This window comes from Methylocaldum sp., assembly GCF_039794385.1.
GTDB lineage: Bacteria > Pseudomonadota > Gammaproteobacteria > Methylococcales > Methylococcaceae > Methylocaldum.
In genome coordinates, this window is the sequence record NZ_JBDIVO010000489.1 from 1 (window position 1) to 2,781 (window position 2,781).

2 protein-coding genes are annotated in these 2,781 nt (G+C 57.0%); both read left to right on the forward strand.

The window, feature by feature from the left end; all coding sequences use genetic code 11:
• Positions 1-196: 196 nt before the first annotated feature.
• Complete coding sequence (locus ABJK70_RS23180; RefSeq protein WP_077731222.1) at positions 197-1,402, forward strand: HDOD domain-containing protein; 1,206 nt, start codon at positions 197-199, stop codon at positions 1,400-1,402.
• Between the two features lie 125 nt (positions 1,403-1,527).
• Positions 1,528-2,529, forward strand: a complete 1,002-nt coding sequence (moaA, locus tag ABJK70_RS23185) for a GTP 3',8-cyclase MoaA (protein WP_077731221.1) — start codon at positions 1,528-1,530, stop codon at positions 2,527-2,529.
• Positions 2,530-2,781 lie beyond the last annotated feature (252 nt).

Consider the following 2,781-nt stretch of genomic DNA (forward strand, 5'->3'; position numbering starts at 1 on the left):
TGGGCGGCGGCCCGAAATACCAGGAGGGTATTTACGGGCCTGATTAATAAATTATTCCGGAGCAGGCTAAACGACCGGTAGTCGGCCGATTTTGGTCGTCATTCCACGCGGCGACAACACGTCGAGCGCATGAAAGTTTCTTGTGCTAGCCTCTTGCTTGGTTTCATTTTGGACGAAATACGGTGGGGGAGACAGTATGTTCGATGGGTTGATCGGCCGTGTGCCCATATACACGCACACTCTCGATGTATACGGCTACGAGCTTAGCTTTTGCAGCGGTGAAGCTCTGAGCGTAGGGACCAAAGACAGCGAAGATCGGTGGACCGAAGCGGTGCGGCAGGCCGGCCAGGCGCTGGATTTGAGAGATTTGGTCGGCGATAGCCGAGCGATGCTCCGGGTGCCGTCCACTTCTTTAACCGTATGCGAAGGATTGGCCTGGCCGAAGTCCCAGGTGGTTCTGGCGGTATCGGGAGACGTCTTGAATGATAGTGCGGCGGAGGAAACCGTATCCCGCCTGGCCGACGAGGGTTTTACCATCGCGCTTCATAATCCGTCCTGCGATTTGGTCGAACTTAGGCGCGAGGCCGACTTCGTATCGATCTGCTCCCTGGATGCCAGAAAGCTGAACGGTTTTAAGATCAGTTGGACGGCCCGCCACGACCAAAATCTGCATCTTCTGGTGAGAGACATAGAAACGCCGGACGAATACGATCGTTTCCGCAAGCTGGGTTTCGATTATTACGAAGGCATGTTTTTCGAGCGGCCCCGACATTTGCGCAGTTGCGATATACCGGGAAACCGCCTGGCCGTGCTCGAACTGCTTGCGCGGCTCCAAAGTCCAAAGGTCGACGTCGCCGAGGCCGAGGCGATCATCACGCGCGATATGACCCTGAGTTATAAGCTGCTCCGATTAGTCAATGCCGCATTTTTCGGTGTGACGAAGCGGATCGACTCGATCCGCCGGGCCGTGATTTTCTTCGGCGTACAGCGGATCAAAAACTGGGCGTCGGTCATTCTGGTCAATTCCGTCGATTACCGCCCGCGCGAGTTGCTGACCACGGCACTGGTACGGGCGCGAACCTGCGAGCTGCTGGCCGAACGAATGAAACGGCCAAATACCGAGCTTTATTACATAACCGGGTTATTTTCCCTGCTGGACGCCGTCATGGACGTTCCCAAGGAGGACATTCTGCGACACTTGAACCTCGATGACCGCATCGATGAGGCGCTGCTGCATGGTAGCGGCCCGATCGGCGATGTGCTCCGCGCCGCGATTGCATTCGAGCGCGCCGAGCCCGGTGAAATTCAGGGTTGCAAGTTTGAACAGGGCGTACCGGCGAGCGCTTACGTGGAATCGATCCGCTGGGCGACGGACGTTCGAAAGGCGCTGGAGGTTTCTTAACCGGGACTTTATGAACGGAAGAAGATGGAGATGAAATCCTGAGTGATTTGCTTGGCTATTGGGCCGCCTTCGTGGGAAAATCGTGATTTAAGCTTTCGAACCTACCCGATCGGAATGACTAGACTATGGCGGCTTTACCCGCGCAATTGATAGACCGCTTCGGGCGGCGTATCAGTTACGTTCGCATTTCCATCACCGACCGCTGCGACTTTCGCTGCATTTATTGCATGAGCGAGGACATGGCTTTTTTGCCCCGCGCTCAGATCTTGACGCTCGAGGAAATCCTGGCCGTCGCCACGGCGTTCGTGGAACTCGGCGTCGAAAAGATACGCATCACGGGCGGAGAGCCCCTGGTGCGCAAGGGCGCGGTCGATCTATTGCAAGAAATCGGCAAGCTGCGGGGCTTGAGAGAGCTGGTTTTGACGACCAACGGATCGCAGCTGGAAAAAACCGCATTGCTGCTGAAGTCCGCCGGAGTAAAGCGCATCAATGTCAGTCTCGATTCGCTGGATGGCGACCGGTTCCGGAAGATGACCCGGATAGGGGACTTGGATCAGGTGCTCCGCGGGATCGACGCCGCGCTGGATGCCGGTTTCGAACGACTCAAAATCAATGCCGTCGTGCTCAAGAATCGCAACCATGACGAGGTGAGCGATCTGGTCGACTATGCGATCGCCAAGAACATCGACATCAGCTTCATCGAAGAGATGCCGCTGGGCGCGGTCGATGGGCACGACCGTGCCGAGGAGTATTATTCCAGCGACGACATCAAGCGGGATCTCGACCGGCGTTTTGTCCTGCTGCCCACGCCGGAAACCACAGGCGGACCTTCCCGTTATTACCGCGTGTCCGGCACCCACACACGTGTGGGGTTCATATCCCCGCACAGCCACAATTTCTGCGGAACCTGCAACCGCGTGAGAGTGACGGCCGAAGGCCGGTTGCTGCTCTGTCTGGGCAACGAACACTCGATAGATCTGAAACGGGTCTTGCGAGCCAATCCCGGCGATATGCACAAGCTGAAACATGCGATCGTCGATTCGATGGCGATCAAGCCCGAACGGCATTATTTCGACATCAAGGCACAGCCCGTGATCTTCCGCCACATGAACGCTACCGGCGGCTGAGCCCCAATGCCGTTAAGTTAAGACGAATGACGTCACCCCGGCAGGGAAGGGTGGCTTCGGTGCTCCCGAAGACACCGTTTGCGATTGGAATGCCGGGGTCCAAAAGCCATGGACGGCAGAGGCCGATCACTTCCTTGTGCACTGGATTCATGCCGCACAGTCCCTGTGCGGCACCCTACGGGCGCTTCGCGTGCAAATCGGCCATCCTGCCGATTTGTCCGGCACAAATTTGCCAGGAGCAAATTTGGACGT